At 57.8% G+C, this 18,587-nt stretch carries 20 protein-coding genes and 1 tRNA gene; 11 read left to right on the top strand and 10 right to left on the bottom strand.

Annotation, left to right across the window (positions count from 1 at the left end; all coding sequences use genetic code 11):
• The first annotated feature begins 10 nt into the window (after positions 1-10).
• The 7 genes from AM329_RS21830 to ureG are packed head-to-tail and all read left to right on the top strand — an operon-like array spanning position 11 to position 4,658.
• On the top strand, positions 11-313 hold the full coding sequence (locus AM329_RS21830; protein WP_003862556.1) for an urease subunit gamma: 303 nt from the start codon (positions 11-13) through the stop codon (positions 311-313).
• A 10-nt stretch (positions 314-323) separates the two neighbouring features.
• Positions 324-638, top strand: coding sequence for an urease subunit beta (locus tag AM329_RS21825; protein WP_003862557.1), 315 nt, complete (start codon positions 324-326; stop codon positions 636-638).
• Positions 631-2,334 carry an urease subunit alpha gene (ureC, locus tag AM329_RS21820; RefSeq protein WP_003862558.1) on the top strand — a complete coding sequence of 568 codons (1,704 nt, stop codon included), beginning with the start codon at positions 631-633 and terminating at the stop codon, positions 2,332-2,334. Before AM329_RS21825 ends, ureC begins: the two co-directional genes overlap by 8 nt.
• A gap of 9 nt (positions 2,335-2,343) precedes the next feature.
• Positions 2,344-2,808, top strand: coding sequence for an urease accessory protein UreE (ureE, locus tag AM329_RS21815; RefSeq protein WP_032607932.1), 465 nt, complete (start codon positions 2,344-2,346; stop codon positions 2,806-2,808).
• 9 nt (positions 2,809-2,817) lie between these two features.
• Positions 2,818-3,357: a HupE/UreJ family protein gene (locus AM329_RS21810; protein ID WP_003862561.1), complete on the top strand. Its 540-nt coding sequence runs from the start codon at positions 2,818-2,820 to the stop codon at positions 3,355-3,357.
• Positions 3,357-4,031, top strand: coding sequence for an urease accessory protein UreF (locus AM329_RS21805; RefSeq protein WP_032607933.1), 675 nt, complete (start codon positions 3,357-3,359; stop codon positions 4,029-4,031). The genes AM329_RS21810 and AM329_RS21805 overlap by 1 nt, the downstream gene beginning before the upstream one ends.
• A gap of 9 nt (positions 4,032-4,040) precedes the next feature.
• The gene (gene ureG / locus AM329_RS21800; RefSeq protein WP_022651876.1) at positions 4,041-4,658 is read left to right on the top strand and encodes an urease accessory protein UreG; all 618 of its coding nucleotides are present in this window, start codon (positions 4,041-4,043) and stop codon (positions 4,656-4,658) included.
• Between the two features lie 87 nt (positions 4,659-4,745).
• On the opposite strand, the gene tsaD is transcribed toward ureG, so the two are convergent.
• Positions 4,746-5,759 (bottom strand): tRNA (adenosine(37)-N6)-threonylcarbamoyltransferase complex transferase subunit TsaD, encoded by a 1,014-nt coding sequence (gene tsaD / locus AM329_RS21795; protein WP_032607934.1) that lies wholly within the window; start codon positions 5,757-5,759, stop codon positions 4,746-4,748.
• Between the two features lie 236 nt (positions 5,760-5,995).
• On the opposite strand from tsaD, the gene rpsU reads away from it, so the two are divergent.
• From rpsU to rpoD, 3 genes are all read left to right on the top strand, one after another.
• Positions 5,996-6,211 (top strand): 30S ribosomal protein S21, encoded by a 216-nt coding sequence (gene rpsU, locus AM329_RS21790; RefSeq protein WP_001144069.1) that lies wholly within the window; start codon positions 5,996-5,998, stop codon positions 6,209-6,211.
• A gap of 115 nt (positions 6,212-6,326) precedes the next feature.
• Positions 6,327-8,072, top strand: a complete 1,746-nt coding sequence (gene dnaG, locus AM329_RS21785) for a DNA primase (RefSeq protein WP_003862574.1) — start codon at positions 6,327-6,329, stop codon at positions 8,070-8,072.
• Between the two features lie 152 nt (positions 8,073-8,224).
• Complete coding sequence (gene rpoD, locus AM329_RS21780; RefSeq protein ID WP_006812010.1) at positions 8,225-10,069, top strand: RNA polymerase sigma factor RpoD; 1,845 nt, start codon at positions 8,225-8,227, stop codon at positions 10,067-10,069.
• Positions 10,070-10,169: 100 nt separating this feature from the next.
• Here the strand turns inward: rpoD and mug are convergent, their stop codons facing one another.
• A complete protein-coding gene (gene mug, locus AM329_RS21775) occupies positions 10,170-10,676 on the bottom strand; it encodes a G/U mismatch-specific DNA glycosylase (protein WP_032607936.1) in 507 nt (168 codons plus the stop codon).
• Positions 10,677-10,800: 124 nt separating this feature from the next.
• Here mug and AM329_RS21770 point away from each other — a divergent pair.
• Positions 10,801-10,876: transfer RNA gene (locus tag AM329_RS21770), tRNA-Ile, on the top strand.
• Positions 10,877-11,012: 136 nt separating this feature from the next.
• Here AM329_RS21770 and AM329_RS21765 read toward each other — a convergent pair.
• The 8 genes from AM329_RS21765 to AM329_RS21730 form a co-directional block, all read right to left on the bottom strand.
• The gene (locus AM329_RS21765; RefSeq protein WP_015386379.1) at positions 11,013-11,231 is read right to left on the bottom strand and encodes a DNA-binding transcriptional regulator; all 219 of its coding nucleotides are present in this window, start codon (positions 11,229-11,231) and stop codon (positions 11,013-11,015) included.
• A gap of 69 nt (positions 11,232-11,300) precedes the next feature.
• Entirely contained in the window at positions 11,301-12,401 is a 1,101-nt protein-coding gene (locus tag AM329_RS21760; protein ID WP_032610578.1) for a phage late control D family protein, read from the bottom strand.
• Positions 12,398-12,883, bottom strand: coding sequence for a phage tail protein (locus AM329_RS21755; RefSeq protein WP_032610580.1), 486 nt, complete (start codon positions 12,881-12,883; stop codon positions 12,398-12,400). Before AM329_RS21755 ends, AM329_RS21760 begins: the two co-directional genes overlap by 4 nt.
• Positions 12,883-16,326, bottom strand: a complete 3,444-nt coding sequence (locus tag AM329_RS21750) for a phage tail tape measure protein (RefSeq protein ID WP_032610582.1) — start codon at positions 16,324-16,326, stop codon at positions 12,883-12,885. Before AM329_RS21750 ends, AM329_RS21755 begins: the two co-directional genes overlap by 1 nt.
• Complete coding sequence (locus AM329_RS21745) at positions 16,319-16,438, bottom strand: GpE family phage tail protein (RefSeq protein WP_007848878.1); 120 nt, start codon at positions 16,436-16,438, stop codon at positions 16,319-16,321. Before AM329_RS21745 ends, AM329_RS21750 begins: the two co-directional genes overlap by 8 nt.
• Positions 16,439-16,452: 14 nt before the next feature.
• The gene (locus AM329_RS21740) at positions 16,453-16,755 is read right to left on the bottom strand and encodes a phage tail assembly protein (RefSeq protein WP_007848877.1); all 303 of its coding nucleotides are present in this window, start codon (positions 16,753-16,755) and stop codon (positions 16,453-16,455) included.
• A 54-nt stretch (positions 16,756-16,809) separates the two neighbouring features.
• On the bottom strand, positions 16,810-17,325 hold the full coding sequence (locus AM329_RS21735; RefSeq protein ID WP_007848874.1) for a phage major tail tube protein: 516 nt from the start codon (positions 17,323-17,325) through the stop codon (positions 16,810-16,812).
• Between the two features lie 9 nt (positions 17,326-17,334).
• A complete protein-coding gene (locus AM329_RS21730; RefSeq protein WP_032610584.1) occupies positions 17,335-18,507 on the bottom strand; it encodes a phage tail sheath protein in 1,173 nt (390 codons plus the stop codon).
• Positions 18,508-18,587 lie beyond the last annotated feature (80 nt).

The raw sequence follows: 18,587 nt of genomic DNA, 5'->3' as shown, positions 1-18,587 counted from the left end.
GAGAAACGCTATGGAACTGACTCCCAGAGAAAAAGACAAGCTGTTGCTGTTCACCGCCGCGCTGGTTGCCGAACGCCGCCTCGCGCGCGGGGTAAAGCTCAACTATCCGGAATCGGTCGCGCTGATCAGCGCCTTTATTATGGAAGGCGCGCGCGATGGCGAAACCGTCGCCTCGCTGATGGAAGCCGGCCGCCACGTCCTGACGCGCGATCAGGTGATGGAGGGCGTACCGGAGATGATCCCGGATATTCAGGTGGAAGCCACCTTCCCGGACGGATCCAAGCTCGTCACCGTCCACAACCCGATCGTGTAAGGAGCGCGTGATGATCCCAGGTGAATACCGGATCCAGTCCGGCAACATTGCTCTCAACGTCGGGCGCGAAACCCGAAGTGTGATAGTGGAAAACCACGGCGACAGGCCGATCCAGGTCGGATCGCACTACCACTTTTACGAGGTCAACCCGGCGCTGAAGTTCGATCGCGAGGCCACCCGAGGCTACCGGCTGAACATCCCGGCGGGCACCGCTGTGCGCTTCGAGCCCGGCCAGAAGCGGGAAGTGACGCTGGTGCAGGTGACGGGCGCACAGCGCATTTTCGGTTTTCGCGGCGAGATCATGGGCGAGGTGAAACATGGCTGAGATTTCACGCCAGGCGTATGCCGATATGTTTGGCCCCACGACCGGGGATAAAGTGCGGCTGGCCGACAGCGAACTGTGGATCGAAGTAGAAGACGATCTCACGATCTACGGCGAAGAGGTCAAGTTCGGCGGCGGGAAGGTGATCCGCGACGGCATGGGACAGGGGCAGATGACCGCCGACGACTGCGTGGATCTGGTGCTCACCAACGCGCTGATCGTCGATCACTGGGGGATCGTGAAAGCGGATATCGGCGTAAAAAATGGGCGGATCTTCGCCGTCGGCAAAGCCGGAAACCCGGACATTCAGCCCGGCGTGACGATCCCGATTGGCGCAGCAACGGAAGTGATCGCCGCCGAAGGCAAGATTGTCACCGCTGGCGGGATCGACACCCATATCCACTGGATCTGTCCGCAGCAAGCGGAAGAGGCGCTGGTCTCTGGCGTCACCACCATGATCGGCGGCGGCACCGGGCCCGCGGCAGGTACAAACGCCACCACCTGCACGCCGGGGCCATGGTATATCGCCCGCATGTTGCAGGCTGCCGATACGCTGCCGGTGAATATTGGCCTGCTGGGCAAAGGGAACGGTTCAAACCCGGACGCGCTGCGCGAGCAGATCGCGGCAGGTGCCATCGGGCTTAAGATCCACGAAGACTGGGGTGCGACGCCTGCGGCCATCAACTGCTCGCTGGAGGTCGCTGAAGAGATGGATATCCAGGTGGCGCTGCACAGCGACACGCTGAACGAGTCCGGTTTTGTCGAAGATACGCTGGCCGCCATCGCCGGGCGCACCATCCACACCTTCCACACCGAAGGGGCGGGCGGCGGCCATGCGCCAGATATCATCACCGCCTGCGCGCACCCGAATATTCTGCCCTCCTCCACCAACCCGACGCTGCCCTACACGGTCAACACCATCGACGAGCACCTGGACATGCTGATGGTTTGCCATCACCTCGACCCGGATATCGCCGAGGACGTGGCGTTTGCCGAATCCCGCATTCGCCGGGAGACCATCGCCGCCGAAGACGTGCTGCACGATATCGGCGCGTTCTCACTCACCTCGTCAGATTCACAGGCAATGGGCCGCGTGGGGGAAGTGATTATCCGCACCTGGCAGGTCGCGCACCGCATGAAGGTTCAGCGCGGCGCGCTGCCGGAAGAGACCGGCGATAACGACAACTTCCGGGTGAAGCGCTATGTCGCCAAATACACCATTAACCCGGCGCTGACCCACGGCATCGCCCATGAAGTGGGCTCGATTGAGGCGGGCAAGCTGGCGGACCTGGTGGTCTGGTCCCCGGCGTTCTTCGGCGTCAAGCCCGCCACCATCGTCAAAGGTGGGATGATCGCCTGCGCACCGATGGGCGATATCAACGCCTCGATCCCCACGCCGCAGCCGGTGCATTACCGCCCGATGTTTGGATCGCTGGGCGCCGCGCGCCACGCCACGCGGCTGACGTTTATCTCGCAGGCCGCCAGTGCGAACGGCATCCCGCAGCAGCTCAACTTGCAGAGCGCCACGGCGGTGGTGAAAGGCTGCCGGACGGTGAAAAAGGCGGACATGATCCACAACGCTCTGCAACCGAACATCACCGTCGACTCGCAAACCTACGAGGTGCGCGTCGACGGCGAACTGATTACCAGCGAACCGGCTGACGTTCTGCCGATGGCGCAACGCTATTTCCTGTTTTGAGGAGTGATGATGATTTATCTGACCCAACGCCTGGACCACGCACACCCGACTACCGCCAGCGTCACGCTGCCGATTGACGTGCGGGTGAAAAGCCGCGCCCGCGTGGCCCTGAACGACGGTCGCGAAGCCGGGCTGATGCTGCCGCGCGGTTTGCTGCTGCGCGGCGGCGATCTGCTGACCACCGACGACGGCAGCGAGGTGATCGAAGTGATCGCGGCCCCGGAGTCGGTTTCCGTGGTGCGCTGCGCCGATCCGTTCCTGCTCGCCCGCGCCTGTTACCACCTGGGCAACCGTCACGTGCCGCTGCAAATTATGCCCGGCGAGCTGCGCTACCACCACGACCACGTTCTTGACGACATGCTGCGTCATTTCGGGCTGAAGGTGACCTTCGCCAGCCTGCCGTTTGAACCGGAAGCGGGGGCTTACACCAGCGATGCCCACAGCCATGGCCACTCCCACTCTCATTCACATTAAGGACTCATCATGCGCAAGTATTTACCGCTGTTTCTGCTGGCATTTTCCGTTCCGGCGCTTGCCCATCCGGGCCACGGGACCGACAGCTTCCAGGCCGGATTTCTCCATCCGCTGACCGGGCTGGATCACCTGCTGATGCTGACGGGGGCTGGCGTGCTGTCCGCCCTGAGCGGCCGCAAGCTGCTGCTGCCGTTAGCAACGCTCGGCATGATGCTTGCTGGCGCCGTTGCGGGCAGCCTGCTCGGCGGTTTTAGCGGCATGGAGATGCTGATTATCGCCTCGCTGGCGGTCTGCGGCGTAATGATGTTTAAGACTGAAAATCGCCTGCTGCTGGCGGTGCCAGCCCTGGCGATGTTCCACGGCTGGGCGCACGGCGTGGAGATGTCCGGCCACAGCTTCTGGCTCTTCACCAGCGGGTTTATGTTAGCCAGCGCCACGGTGCTGTGCGCCAGCTTCGCGGCAGGGCTGCTGCTGCGCCGTCACGACGGCCTGCGTAAAACCTTCGGTGGCGGGCTGATCGTCTCTGCCCTACTGGCGCTGATGAGCTGATGGAGCACGCCCGCCAGCGGCTGCGCCTGATGCAGCTCTCCAGCAGTAGCCTGCCGGTCGGATCGTTTACCTGGTCGCAGGGGCTGGAGTGGGCCGTTGAGGCCGGGTGGGTCACGGACGCTGAGGCCTTCAGGCGCTGGCAGATCCAGCAGATGGAGCAGAGCTTTTTCTGCGTCGACCTGCCGCTGTTTATCCGCCTTTATCGTGCCTGCGAGAAGCAGGACGTCGCGACAGCAAAACGCTGGACGGCATACCTGCTCGCCTGCCGGGAAACGCGCGAGCTGCGCGATGAAGAACGCAACCGTGGCGCGGCCTTTACGCGCCTGATTAAAAGCTGGGAACCCGCCTGCCCGCCAGAATGGTTGCCGCTGTTGACGCAGAGCCAGCTCTGCGGCATGGCGTGGCTCGGCGTGCGCTGGGGCATTAGCACGCGCGAGCTGGCGCTGAGCCTGGGCTACAGCTGGATTGAGAGCGCGGTGATGGCGGGCGTCAAGCTGGTGCCGTTTGGGCAGCAGGCCGCACAACAGCTGATTATCGACCTGAGCGACCATTTTGCCGCCGGGTTTGAACAGGCATTTTTACGTGGCGACGACGCGCTGGGGGCCGCTACGCCGCTGTCGGCCATCGCCTCCGCGCGCCACGAAACCCAATATTCACGACTATTCCGTTCCTGAGGAGTCAATATGGCTGATTACAAACATCCCCTGCGCGTGGGCGTGGGCGGCCCGGTAGGGTCGGGCAAAACCGCCCTGCTGGAAGCGCTCTGCAAGGCGATGCGCGATACCTATCACCTGGCGGTGGTGACTAACGATATCTACACCAAAGAGGATCAGCGCATCCTGACCGAGGCGGGTGCGCTGGAGCCAGAGCGCATCGTGGGCGTGGAAACGGGCGGCTGTCCGCATACCGCCATCCGCGAAGACGCCTCGATGAACCTGGCGGCGGTGGAAGCGCTCAGCGAGAAGTTCGGCAATCTGGATCTGATCTTCGTGGAAAGCGGCGGGGACAACCTGAGCGCGACCTTCAGCCCGGAGCTGGCGGATCTGACCATCTACGTGATTGACGTGGCCGAAGGGGAAAAAATTCCGCGCAAGGGCGGGCCGGGGATCACCAAATCCGATTTTCTGGTGATCAATAAAACCGACCTCGCGCCGTACGTGGGGGCGTCGCTGGAGGTAATGGAACGCGACACTAACCGCATGCGCGGCGAGCGTCCGTGGACCTTTACCAACCTGAAAGCGGGAGACGGTCTGGGAACGATCATTGCGTTTCTGGAAGAGAAAGGGATGCTGCGGGTGTAGTGCGGGTTATTGCCGGGTGGCGGCTTCGCCTGACCCGGCCTACGGTTTTGTAGGCCCGGTAAGCGCAGCGCCACCGGGCAAAAAAACTCACGCCTCCGGCAGCTCCGCCAGCGGCCAGCGCGGACGCACGGACACGCTCAGGTCAGCCGTTGCGCCAGCGTTCAGGCGCACCATCCCGGCGTAGGCGATCATCGCCCCGTTATCGGTACAAAATTCAGGACGCGCGTAGAACACTTCCCCACGACGCTTTTGCATCATCTCTGCAAGCTTCGCGCGCAGCGTACGGTTGGCGCTCACGCCGCCTGCCATCACCAGGCGCTTAAAGCCGGTCTGATCCAGCGCGCGTTTGCACTTGATCATCAGCGTATCCACCACCGCATCTTCGAACGCACGAGCGATGTCGGCACGCGTCTGCTCGCTGTCGTCGTTATTGCGGATGGTGTTCGCCGTGAAGGTTTTCAAACCGGAGAAGCTGAAATCCAGCCCCGGACGATCAGTCATCGGCCGTGGGAAGACAAAGCGCCCTTCCGTGCCCTGTGCGGCCATTTTCGAGAGCATCGGGCCGCCCGGGTAATCCAGCCCCAGCAGCTTGGCGGTTTTGTCGAAGGCTTCACCGGCTGCATCGTCAATTGACTCGCCCAGCAGCTCATACTTGCCAATACCCGTTACGCTGATCAGTTGGGTATGACCACCGGAAACCAGCAGCGCCACAAACGGGAACGCTGGCGGATTGTCTTCCAGCATCGGCGCCAGAAGGTGCCCTTCCATATGGTGAACCGGAATGGCCGGAACATCCCACGCGAAGGCCAGTGAACGCCCTACCGTTGCGCCGACTAGCAGCGCGCCGACCAGGCCCGGTCCTGCGGTATAGGCCACGGCATCAATATCTTTTGCACTCAACCCGGCCTCTTTCAGCGCCGCCTGGATCAGGGGAACCGTTTTACGCACGTGGTCACGAGAGGCCAGTTCAGGCACGACGCCGCCGTAGTCAGCGTGCAATTTCACCTGACTATACAGTTGGTTGGCCAGAAGCCCTTTTTCGTCGTCGTAAATCGCGATGCCGGTTTCATCGCAGGATGTTTCAATACCCAGTACACGCATGACTTGTTTTACCTCGTTTCAATACCGCGCAGTGTAGAGCCTGGGCGGATTGTTGTAAAACTTTGTTCGCCCCAGGAAGAAGCCTCGTGTATACTCCTCACCCTTATTAAAGTCCCTTTCAAAATCGCATCGGTGCTTTACAAAGCAGCAGCATTTGCAGTAAAATTCCGCACCATTTTGAAATAAGCTGGCGTTGATGCCAGCGGCAAACCGAATTTATTAAAGGTGAGAGTTACATGCCGGTAATTAAAGTACGTGAAAACGAGCCGTTCGACGTAGCACTGCGTCGCTTCAAACGTTCATGCGAGAAAGCAGGTGTTCTGGCTGAAGTTCGTCGTCGTGAGTTTTATGAAAAACCAACGACCGAACGTAAGCGCGCTAAAGCTTCCGCTGTGAAACGTCACGCGAAGAAACTGGCTCGCGAAAACGCACGCCGTACTCGTCTGTACTAATCTGTTGAGGGCCACAGCCCTCAATTGACAGACAGAGTTGTAGTCGTAAGGCCGTGCTTCCGGAAGGAATGCGCGGCTTGTTTTCGTTTATAAGTCGCTTAAATTTTTGGGGCATATGGCCGGAAGAATCCCACGCGTTTTCATCAATGACCTGCTTGCCAGAACCGACATCGTCGATCTCATCGACGCGCGGGTGAAGCTAAAAAAGCAGGGCAAGAACTACCATGCGTGCTGTCCGTTCCATAACGAAAAAACCCCCTCTTTCACCGTAAACGGTGAAAAGCAGTTCTACCATTGCTTCGGCTGTGGCGCACACGGTAATGCCGTCGATTTTTTGATGAACTACGACAAGCTCGAGTTCGTTGAAACCGTCGAAGAGCTGGCGGCGATGCATAACCTTGAAGTGCCGTATGAAGCGGGCAGTGGGCCAAGTCAGATCGAGCGCCATCAGCGGCAAACGCTGTACCAACTGATGGATGGCCTGAATTCGTTTTACCAACAGTCTCTTAAGCACTCTGCGGCTGAGCCTGCGCGTCAGTATCTGAACAAGCGCGGACTGAGTGACGATGTGATTGCGCGTTTCGCTATTGGTTACGCCCCGCCCGGCTGGGACAACGTGTTAAAGCGTTTTGGCGGCAATAGCGAAGATCGTAAATCCCTCATCGACGCAGGCATGCTGGTCACCAACGACCAGGGACGAAGCTACGACCGCTTCCGTGAACGGGTGATGTTCCCGATCCGCGACAAGCGTGGCCGGGTGATAGGTTTTGGTGGTCGCGTGCTGGGTGATGCCCTGCCGAAATACCTTAACTCCCCGGAAACCGATATTTTCCATAAGGGCCGCCAGCTTTACGGTCTTTATGAGGCACAGCAGGATAATGCGGAACCTCCGCGTCTTCTGGTCGTCGAAGGCTATATGGATGTTGTTGCGCTGGCGCAGTACGACATTAACTATGCCGTTGCGTCGCTGGGAACGTCCACCACGGCGGACCATATCCAGCTGCTGTTCCGCGTCACCAACAACGTGATTTGCTGTTACGACGGTGACCGCGCAGGACGCGACGCCGCCTGGCGAGCGCTGGAAACCGCGTTGCCGTATATGACCGACGGGCGTCAGCTACGCTTTATGTTCCTGCCCGACGGTGAAGACCCGGATACGCTGGTGCGTAAAGAGGGCAAAGCGGCGTTTGAAGCGCGGATGGAGCAGGCTCAGCCGCTCTCCACGTTTCTGTTTAACAGCCTGATGCCGCAGGTTGATTTGAGTACCCCTGACGGGCGCGCGCAGCTCAGCACGCTGGCGCTGCCGTTAATCAGCCAGGTGCCCGGCGAAACGCTGCGCATCTATCTGCGTCAGGAGTTAGGCAACAAGCTCGGCATTCTGGATGACAGCCAGCTTGAACGTTTAATGCCGAAACAGGCTGAAAACGGCACGGTACGCCCCGCGCCTCAGCTAAAACGCACAACCATGCGTATACTGATAGGGTTGCTGGTACAAAACCCCGAACTTGCTCCGCAAGTGCCGTCGCTGGCGGGTTTGAACCACGAAAAATTGCCCGGGCTTGGCTTATTTTCAGAATTGGTCAACACTTGTTTGTCTCAGCCAGGTCTGACCACCGGACAACTTTTAGAGCATTATCGCGGCACAAAAGAGGCCGCTACCCTTGAAAAACTGTCGATGTGGGACGATATAGCAGATAAGGATATCGCAGAAAAAACGTTCACCGACTCACTCAACCATATGTTTGATTCGATGCTTGAGTTGCGCCAGGAAGAGTTGATAGCTCGCGAGCGCACCCATGGCCTAAGCAGCGAAGAACGCCGGGAGCTCTGGATGATTAACCAGGAACTGGCGAAGAAATAAAAAATTTAACGGCTTAAGTGCCGAATATCGATCGGGAAGCCCCCGGCAGCCGCACTGAGAGGCAGCGGCAAAAATATAAGTACGCCCTCGCTTTAAAGGTTGGCAGCCCATCGCCGACACCAATCAAACGAATTAAGTGTGGATACCGTCTTATGGAGCAAAACCCGCAGTCACAGCTGAAACTTCTTGTCCAACGCGGTAAGGAGCAAGGCTATCTGACCTATGCCGAGGTCAATGACCATCTGCCGGAAGATATCGTCGATTCAGATCAGATCGAAGATATCATCCAAATGATCAATGACATGGGCATTCAGGTGATGGAAGAAGCACCGGATGCCGATGATCTGTTGCTGGCTGAAACCTCCAACAACACTGACGAAGATGCGGAAGAAGCTGCTGCACAGGTACTGTCCAGCGTGGAATCTGAAATCGGGCGTACCACTGACCCGGTCCGCATGTACATGCGCGAAATGGGTACCGTTGAACTGTTGACCCGCGAAGGCGAAATTGACATCGCAAAACGCATCGAAGACGGGATCAACCAGGTTCAGTGCTCTGTTGCCGAATACCCGGAAGCGATCACCTATCTGCTGGAGCAGTACGATCGCGTTGAAGCAGAAGAAGCGCGTCTGTCCGATCTGATCACTGGCTTTGTCGACCCGAACGCTGAAGAAGATATGGCGCCAACCGCCACTCACGTCGGTTCTGAGCTGTCTCAGGAAGAGATGGATGACGACGAAGACGAAGATGAAGAAGAAGACGACGACAGCAGCGATGACGACAACAGCATCGACCCTGAACTGGCGCGTGAGAAATTTGCCGAGCTGCGTACCCAGTACGAAGTGACGCGTGACACCATCAAAGCGAAAGGCCGCAGCCATGCCGCCGCTCAGGAAGAGATCCTGAAGCTGTCTGAAGTGTTCAAACAGTTCCGCCTGGTGCCAAAACAGTTCGACTACCTGGTGAACAGCATGCGCGTGATGATGGATCGCGTACGTACCCAGGAACGTATCATCATGAAGCTGTGCGTTGAACAGTGCAAAATGCCGAAGAAGAACTTCATCACCCTCTTCACCGGCAACGAAACCAGCGAAACCTGGTTCAACGCCGCTATCGCGATGAACAAGCCGTGGTCTGAAAAGCTGCACGATGTGAAAGAAGACGTACAGCGCGGCCTGCAAAAACTGCATCAGATTGAAGAAGAGACCGGCCTGACCATCGAGCAGGTGAAAGACATCAACCGTCGTATGTCCATCGGTGAAGCGAAAGCCCGCCGTGCGAAGAAAGAGATGGTTGAAGCGAACTTACGTCTGGTTATCTCTATCGCCAAGAAATACACCAACCGTGGCCTGCAATTCCTGGATCTGATTCAGGAAGGCAACATCGGTCTGATGAAAGCGGTAGATAAGTTTGAATACCGTCGTGGTTACAAGTTCTCCACCTATGCTACCTGGTGGATCCGTCAGGCGATCACCCGCTCTATCGCAGACCAGGCGCGCACCATCCGTATTCCGGTGCATATGATTGAGACCATCAACAAACTCAACCGTATCTCTCGCCAGATGTTGCAGGAGATGGGCCGCGAGCCGACGCCGGAAGAGCTGGCTGAACGCATGCTGATGCCGGAAGACAAGATCCGTAAAGTGCTGAAAATCGCTAAAGAGCCAATCTCCATGGAAACGCCAATCGGTGATGATGAAGATTCGCATCTGGGTGATTTCATCGAGGATACCACCCTCGAGCTGCCGCTGGACTCTGCCACCACTGAGAGCCTGCGTGCCGCTACGCACGACGTGCTGGCTGGCCTGACCGCCCGTGAAGCCAAAGTGCTGCGTATGCGTTTCGGTATCGACATGAACACCGACCACACGCTGGAAGAAGTGGGTAAACAGTTTGACGTGACCCGCGAACGTATCCGTCAGATCGAAGCGAAGGCGCTGCGTAAGCTGCGCCATCCGAGCCGCTCTGAAGTGCTGCGTAGCTTCCTGGACGATTAATCGGTCCTGAAATGAAAAAGCTCCCAATCGGGAGCTTTTTTTGTTTATTCCCTCTCCCTGTGGGAGAGGGTCAGGGTGAGGGCATCAGGCCGCAGAGGAGCTAAAGCCCCCTCACCACCAACGCCTCATCCAGTTCCCGATACGCCTCCACCAGCTTGTCCAGCGTCGCCCTGTTCAGCCCGCTGGGGTTCGGCAACACCCAAACCTGCGTTACGCCAATGGTAATGTTCTGCTTACCCCACTTCACACCGCGCTGGCTGAACGCCTGCTCGTAGGCCTGCTTGCCGAGGATCGCCAGCGCCGCGGGCTGATAGTCTTCAATTTTCGCGATCAGCTCACGCCCGCCAGCGCGCAGCTCATGCAGATTCACTTCGCTCGCCTGCACCGTGGGTCGCTCGACCAGCATGGTGATGCCACAGCGCGTATCCAGCAGCTGCTGCTCTTCTTCCGGCTTAAGCTGTTTGTCGGTAAATCCGGCCTGGTGGATCACCTTCCAGAAGCGATTTCCCGGATGAGCAAAGTGAAAACCGGTGTGCGCCGATGACTTGCCCGGATTAATACCGCAGAACACCACCCGCAGGCCAGGGGCCAGAATATCGTTGATCATCTCTACTCCTGTCTATGCATCTTAAGATAAGTATAAAGGATTGATTATGCGTTGTTTATAAAAACAGCAGGCAGGTGTGAATGGCTGGATTGCTGAGGGGAGTTACTTTATAATTCACCGCCACGGCCCCTTAGCTCAGTGGTTAGAGCAGGCGACTCATAATCGCTTGGTCGCTGGTTCAAGTCCAGCAGGGGCCACCAAATTTTAGCTTTAGAATCATATAATTAAGCCACTCTCGCGAGTGGCTTTTTTGTTTATGGTTTCATCGTTGGCAGCAAAATGGCAGCAGGAAATAAGCTGCCACGAATAAAAAACCCGCCGAAGCGGGTTAGTTTGTCAAAAATTCATATGTCCCTGACCGCTGTTTAAAGGGTGCGGAGGCACATGATCGACCTGTCCGGGTGTTACGATAAAGCGCACTACGGTTTCATGAGTAACAAAAGTGGTTCCACAGTTAATGTTTTGGCACTGGCAATAACGCTCTTTCGTATTATCTGATACACGAAAGCTACTGCGAGTATGTGCCGCGTGTCCGCATTTCGGACAATTCATCATATCCGTTTCTCCCCAAGTCATTACCCGCAATCCCATAATGATACACGAACATCCATTTTGTGAACATTATCATTCCATTTCTAAATCATCTATCTTTACCTCAAGCTCCAGAGACGTAGTGAAACCATTATCTGCACTGACACTATGCGTCAGGGTGGTAATGGTCCATTCGGCATCATCAATGGGCTGTTTAAAGCCGCTCACCTTCACCGGCATTTCGGTATACAGATCAGCCCTTCCCTCTGCGAGCTGCAGGGAGAATGTTGCTACCCCGCGCTGCAGGCGCTCCCACTGCATCTTTGCCGCTCGCTCTGCATTGCTGCGGTTTGCATAAGTTCTGTTGAGTACCAGCACGTTTTCATCCGTTCCAACCAGGTAATCTCCCTGTTTTGCTTCCGGCTCCTTTGCCGCAGTGGTTTTCTTTCGACGGCGCTTAACCTTTGCCGTCTCTTTTTTCTTTGGCTCACGGGTATGGAGCCAGCTGGCAATTACCCCCGTATAGGCATCGCGATCAGCCAGGGTAAAACGATGACCGTCACCGGCCTGGCGGGTGATGGTGATAACCGGCAGCGGCTTACCGCTTGCCGTTCTGCCCTGCCCCTGGCGGATAAACAACAGATTGCCGTCCTTAACTGAGGCTATCGCACCATACTGCCGCGCCAGCTTCATCAAGAAGCTGGCGTCGCTTTCATTAGTCTGGTCAAGATGATCGACAGGCTTGTCCATCAGGTCCTGGCCCAGCGCCGTCTTTAATTTATGCCTGGCGGCGATTTCCTTCACGACTTCGCCCACCGTTGTCTGGTGCCAGGACTTTTCACGCCGCGTGTTAAGGGTTTCACGGAAATCTGCGCTACGCGCGCGAATTGTGAGACGGTCAGGCGCGCCGCTGTGCTCAATCTCATCGACAGTAAAGGCCCCTTTCGGAAAAAGCGGCTGACCTTTCCACCCCAGCGCAAACTGAATATTGGCCCCCCGACGCGGCAGAACGATTTGCCCGTCCGAGTCGTCCAGTTCCAGATCAAGCTGGTCCGCTTCAAAGCCCCGGTTATCCGTCAGCGTCAGACTCATCAGGCGCGCATCCAGCACGGTAGTTACATCTTTACCTTCAATGATGATACTGAAACCGGGGGTTTTGCTGTTCAGGTTCAGGAGATCAGAGCTGAAATTCACTGCAGTAACCCCCCAACCGTATTTTTCATATTGCCTATCGCAGAGGTGGCGGAGTCCTGCAAATTACTGAGCTGATCGCTGAGGCTGCCAAACATATCAGACAGCGATTCATCTACCCGTTTCAGGCTCAGCGAAAATTCGATGCGCCGGGGCATACCGCTCTCAAAAAATTCTGTTTTTGTCTGGCTCAGACTCTCGATCACAAACATGCCGTAAATCGTCCCGCTCCCCTCAATCAAAGGCCAGGCTTTCCCCAGCTCCGCCATTTGCTCCAGCGCCAGCAAAGACAGCCTGCCGCCGGTAATCTCCGGCAGCAGGACGCCGGACAGCGTAAGCGAATCGTTATCCGGCCCAAGAAACTGCGTTGTCGGGCGCCGGTTAACCCGGCTGTTGGCAGCGTGCCGCCAGCTGCGCTGATACTGCAGCTCCTGATAGGGCACGGTGCGCAGCATGAATACGTATAACCCCAGCACCATCATCATTATTCGTACCCCCCTCGATCACTGAAATTACTGCGTGTTTTTGCCCTGGCCCTGCGCTCACGCTCATCAAGCTGCCGGGCCACCTCGCGGGCGATATCCTGCGCGCTTTGTCCTGGCTGGGCGACAATATGAATTGGCGCGCTTATCTCGTACTTAATTACCTGCGGCTGTCTTTCTGCCTTCGCCGACGGCGCCGGTTGCGTCCTGACAGGTACACTGTACGGATGAATTGGCGCGGCTTCTGCCGGGGCAGCCGCCAGGCCCATTACGCCAGCGACCACGGAAGCGAACACCTTCTGGCGCATAGCCATCGGGTCAGCCCTGTTATCCGTGATTTCCGTAACTGCCGGTGCTGGCATGACAGCCGCAGCGATATCAGCCAGCTCCGCAGCACGATCCCGACCAGGACGATTTACCGGGGCGATAACAATATCAGGCGGCAGTATTAACCTGCTTTCAGGCCGTTGCTCCGGGCTGGCTGTTACATCACGAACCGGGCTTACCGTTGCCGCCAGTTTCACCAGCTCAGCAGTACGATTGATTACCGGAAGATTTGCCGGACCGTTCACACTATCAGGCGGCAGAACTATCGCGCGTTCAGGATATTGTTTAGCGCTGGCCGGTTCCGGCCGGGAAGGATTGAGCGTTGCCGCCATCCTCGCCAGATCAGCAGTCCGTTTCCTGCCGGTGACATTGGCGGGCCCGTTAACAATCTCAGGGCCATTCTCACCCACGATGCCGAACTGGCCGCGCGGAATGGTACCGCCGCTGTCGTACATGCCAGCAAAACCCATCGGCGGGAATCCGCCAGGCGGCAGCACCACTTTACCGTCTGTGTTTACCGTGGCTGGCTGCTGCCGCGTGACCTGCTCAGGAAGCTTCGCTTTGGCCGCCTCCTTGCTGACGATGCCGAGTTTTTCAAGCAGCCAGGACACGCCCGATTTAAGCGAATCCAGCGGGTGCATGACCATGTTCAGCCCTGCCGCCAGCGCTTCCCCAAACTGCCGTCCCATCGACGCCGCGCTTTGCAGTTCTGCAGAGGTGGATTTAACCGGCGTCAGCAGATCAGTAAACCAGCCCCACAATGCCTGGACCTTGTCACCTATCCACTGGAAAACAGGCTGCAGTGGCTCAAAAGCCGCACTGATAGGCGCAGCTGCAGCTTTGAATCCTTCAACCACTCCGCCTAAAAATGCGCTTATCGGCTGCCAGTATTTCCAGACAACCAGCGCCACGCCAGCCAGCGCCGCCACAACGAGCCCTATCGGACTAAGCAGGGCGCCCAGCAATCCAGAAATCCCGTTCAGCGCAACGCGAAGGAGGGCCAGCGGGCCGGACGCCAGAAAACGCAGCACGCCACCGGCTGCGGATAATCCCCCGCGCAACGCGGCCAGCGGATTCATTACCATGGCGATAATGTTGCGAATACCAGACATTCCGCCGCGAAGGACAGCAAGCGGCGCACCGGCCAGCGCTTTCAGCGCATTGCCAGCCAGCCCGGCAGAACGGCGCAGGGAGTTAAGGGGAGACGCCAGCAATCCGGCGCTGCTGCCGGATGCAGCCAGGCCACGGCGCAACAGGGAAAGCGGCGCATTTGCCAGCCAGGACAGCGCGCCGCCGGTGCGGGTCACTGCAGACATAACGGAGGGGAGTGTTTTTACACCCAGCACGGACAGGCCAAAACGGATCACCGCCAGCGGCCCCAGCACGGCAGCCACGGCCACCGTCAGCGTGCCGAGCACAACGGTGATCGCAGCTGTGGCTGCAGCCACTTTCATCAGCGTGCCCGCCAGCTGCGGGTTAGCCTCAACCCATCGACGCAGTGCCCCGGTAACGTTTTTGACGTACCCCATGATATCCATCAGCGGCTGGCGCAGGGTTTCACCCAGGCTACTGAAAGCGTTCTGCGCGCCAGTTTTCACAAGCAACCACTGCGCGGAAAGTGAATCCTTATTGATATCGGATTCTTTCTGCATGGAGCCGTTAGCCTCATTGCCTGATGTGAGTTTCAGCTGTCGCTGCAGCTCCGGCAGGTTGTTTGCAAGCTTCGCCGCATCATCGCCAAACTCCTTGCCAAATATCATCGTCATGGCGGACAGGCGCTTGTCCTGCGGCAGTTTGTTGACCTTCTCCAGCACGCGCTGAATGGTCCCCATTGCGTCCTTTGTCATCTGCTTTTCAATCTCTTCTGGATTGAGTTTCAGCAGATCCATACCTTCCATGAACCGCTTGCTCTGCATGGTTGCAATCGACAGTTCGCGCACCATCGCATTTGATGCGCTGGCGGCAATTTCAGGCGCGGCGCCCAGAGACAGGAAGGTGGAACCCAGCGCGGCCGCCTTGCGGAAATCAAGCCGGTCAGCCACGCCGCCCATGCGCTGCAGCACATTGATGATATCGCCGCCCTTAGACATGGCGTTATCGTCCAGGTAGTTCAGGGCATCGCCAAGCTGTTCAATATTGCGGGTCGGCACTTTATAGAGCTGCGCGATTTTCCCCAGCCCCTCCGCCAGCTCATCAGCGGGCAGCTCGAATGCCGTTGCGGCCTTTGCAGCAGTGGATGCAAAGGCCAGCAGGTCACGCTTCTGGTCTTCGTAAGAATCGTTCTGGTTTGTCACACCCATGCGGGCGCCACCTTCAACCAGCGCGGCATAGTCGATGGCGCCATTCTCCATCGGCAGCTGTTCACTGGCGGCCTTGATGGCATCCTGCATGTCATAAAACTGTTTTGTGCGGTTGCCGTTGTCGTCCCGCAGCCCGTTAACCTGCTTTGCCACGCCTTTCATCGCATCTTCCATGCTGGCATAGCTTTTAACGGCAGCCATCACCGGCGCGCCCATCGCCAGCCCGGCGGCAGTAGTCGTTGCTCCGGCGCCCGCAATACGATCCCGCACCTCAAGGCGCCGCGAATACTGATCGCGGACGGCGTTCATACGGGCCTGCTGCTCGCCCAGGCGTTTAAGGGATTTCTGCTGTCGGTCCAGCGCCTGCCGGGTTTCGTCGGCATTCTGCCGCAGCTCCCGCTGCGCACTGCTCAGCTTTTTGGTGTCCAGCCCGGCCTCATTGAGCGCAAGACGCTGACGCTGCACCGACTGACGCAAGCCGTTGTATTTGCTCTGCAGCTCGTTAACGCGGTTTTTTGCCTGCTCCAGCAGACGCGCCTGCGCCGCCGTCGGCCGGTTAGTGGCCGAGAACTGCGTGGCAAGCTTCGCCGCTTCTTCGCGTGCGGCTTTAAGACTGTTGCCGGTGACGGCCAGCTGCGCGCTTGCCTTGCGGAAACCGTCAATACGGCCCGCCTGGGCGTCCAGTTCTTTTAATCTTGCGCGGCTTTGCTGAATGGCGGTAGCCAGCTCTTTAGAACTGGCCTGCGCTGATCGGAATGGGCGGGTGAGTTTATCAACCGCATTTAAAATTACCTGCAAACGCAGGTTAGTGTCACTCATCGCTGGCCCCGCTTCTCTGAATCGCTTTATGCCGCCACTCCAGCACTTCGGTCAGCGGCATAACGTCAGTGACGGACGGCGGCCAGTGAAAAATGGTGGCGATATCAGCCACCAGGTCTTCTACCGTCAGGCTGTCGGCAAACCGGCAAGCACCGATTTCTTCAACAAAAAAGTGACCACCTCAACCGACAGCGCGGTGAGATCGGCGGGGTCCATTTCAGCCATTTCCTGAGCGGTCAGCGCGGGCGTGGAGATGCGGGGAATAATCGTCATCATCGCGCCGACGTCCATATCCATGATCGCCTGCAGACGGGTGCCACGCAGCGCGCCGGACTGCGGCTTGCGCAGCACAATTTCGGCAATTTCGGTTTTACCGCGTTTGATTGGGGTGTCCAGCTGTACGGTTTTTTCAGTCAGTTGTTCGCTCATTGTCATTTCCTGTTAATAAGGTACTGGCGCGGCTGCCCGCGCCTTTAAAGTAGATCAGAGGCCCAGGGCGTTGCGGTGTTCTTCCATCAGGTCCACGCCATCAACGATTTCAATCATGTTGATCACATCAACCTCATAGAGCACCTCGCCGTTAATGGTCAGCTTCGCGTAGCTGTTGGTGCTGCTGACTTTTGTGGTGTTGCTCTCCCCGGTTTTCCATTCGCCGGAATCGACTTCTTTATGTCGCCCGCGCACAACCAGCTCAACGGCCTGCACTTCGCCAGTATCGTCACGCTGAATGGAGCCGGTGAAACGCAGCTGGATGCCGTCAACGGTGGCTTTACCCATCTGTTTGAATAACAGCAGTTCGGTGCCACCGATTGAAAATTCCGTGTCCAGCGCGCCATCATCCAGCCCCAGATCAACATCAGCCGAACCGGGCATACCGCCGCCGCGATACTTTTCAAACTTGCGGCCGAATTTAGGCAGGGTCAGGGACTCAACAATCCCCTGATAGTTATTCCCGTCGTTAAACAGGTTCAGGTGTTTTAACTTGCGTGGTAAAGCCATATTGTCCCCTTACGCGCTGACCCGGCTGGAGAAATCCAGCAGATACTGATCGGTGATGCGCTGGCGCAGCATCAGGTTTTCCAGAGGCGGTACCGGCGTATAGTCGTAATCGATAGTGAGCTTCCCGGCTTTCAGGGAATCTTTATCGTTTACGGACTCATCCAGCCAGCAGTCGGCGCCGATGATGTAGCCCTGCGTTTTCAGGTTGCGCAGTTTGGCGCGAATACCTTCGATAATGTCGCGGGCCAGCGACGGGTTAAGCACGCCATCCACCGCCCACATGTGCGCTTCTGCGATGGTGTCAGCCAATACCTGCGCGGTGCGGGTGTAGTTTTCAAAGGCAAACAGAGGATCGTCACTGAGGCAGCGGGAACCCCAGAAGCGGAAACCGTCTTTGCGGATCAGCGTGGTGACATCGTTATGGTTCAGCAGCCCCGCATCGGTTGCCGGGTCCTGCAAATCCCAGAACACATCAGCAGAAATGCCGGTGACGCCGTTCACGCCTACGTTGGACAGGGATTTGTGCCAGCCGGTCTGTTCGTCAATTTTGGCACGCAGGCCAAGCGCACGGGCTGAGGCGTAAGCCGTTGCGTCAGCGTTCAGCACGGTGTCGAAACTGATGAAATCAGGCCATATCAGCATCCCCTCGCGCTGGCTGAAATTAGCGCGGTAGGCAATGGCCTCCTCTACCGTTTTGCAGCCGTAGGCTGACAGATAGGCGAACCCGCGCAGACTCTGCGCCACGCTCAGCAGCTCAGTGGCAACCGCCTGCGTGTCATGCCCCGGCACGCCCAGAATACGAGGCTTGACGCCCAGTTGCGACTGCGCCGAAAGCAGCGCTTTCATGCCCGTTTTTTTACCGTCAGCGGTCACGCCGCCGATAATGTTGGAAGTGGTTTCCGCTTCGGTTTCGCCCTGCGCGACGCGCACAACGACTGTCACGGGTTTAGCCTGGTCTGCAATCGCATCCAGCGAACGGGCTAGCGTGCCGGACTCGCCCGCTTTACCGCTGGCGGTCAGCACGTCAGTCAGCAAGACCGGCTTATTGAGAGGAAACATGGACGCATCAGCATCATCGCCGGTGCAGACCATGCCCACGATGGCGGTGCTCACCGTGGTAATGGATCGGGTGCCCTCGTTGACTTCAACAACGCGCACCCCGTGGTGGTAATCCTGAGCCATAAGGCAGTCTCTCCGGTTTACAGGGGGTACGCCTATATTCTGGTTGATATACGCGCGGCGCACGCGCCGGGCTATGTATG

Source organism: Enterobacter cloacae complex sp. AR_0002, from assembly GCF_001922365.1.
Taxonomy (GTDB): Bacteria; Pseudomonadota; Gammaproteobacteria; order Enterobacterales; family Enterobacteriaceae; genus Enterobacter; species Enterobacter hormaechei_C.
Note: the sequence above shows the minus strand (reverse complement) of the source record. Positions and strands in the feature narration are given on the sequence as shown.